Here is a 474-nt window from a genome sequence, read left to right on the forward strand (position 1 = left end):
TCATAATTACAGCCATTGCCTGGTTGCTTCATGGGCAAAAGCTTGATGCGTGGGGCTTTGTAGGTATGGGGCTCATAATTGCTGCCTTTTTGCTCGCCCGATCCCCATCGTGGAAGTCGCTGCGGAGGCCGACGCCATGGTGACGGTGTTCGGCATTCTGAATCTCACCGAGGACTCCTTCTTCGATGAGAGCCGGCGGCTAGACCCCGCCGGCGCTGTCACCGCGGCGATCGAAATGCTGCGAGTCGGATCAGACGTCGTGGATGTCGGACCGGCCGCCAGCCATCCGGACGCGAGGCCTGTATCGCCGGCCGATGAGATCAGACGTATTGCGCCGCTCTTAGACGCCCTGTCCGATCAGATGCACCGTGTTTCAATCGACAGCTTCCAACCGGAAACCCAGCGCTATGCGCTCAAGCGCGGCGTGGGCTACCTGAACGATATCCAAGGATTTCCTGACCCTGCGCTCTATCC

At 59.5% G+C, this 474-nt stretch carries 1 protein-coding gene and 1 pseudogene; both read left to right on the forward strand.

The window, feature by feature from the left end; genetic code table 11:
* Positions 1-143 (forward strand): annotated as a pseudogene (locus SJ312_RS23380) (QacE family quaternary ammonium compound efflux SMR transporter); the annotation flags it as partial.
* Positions 137-474, forward strand: a 338-nt coding sequence (locus SJ312_RS23385) for a dihydropteroate synthase (protein WP_031623208.1), incomplete at its 3' end; no start/stop codon positions are given. The pseudogene SJ312_RS23380 and the gene SJ312_RS23385, both read left to right, overlap by 7 nt.

Source organism: Providencia sp. CIM-Carb-044, assembly GCF_033901115.1.
GTDB lineage: Bacteria > Pseudomonadota > Gammaproteobacteria > Enterobacterales > Enterobacteriaceae > Providencia > Providencia hangzhouensis.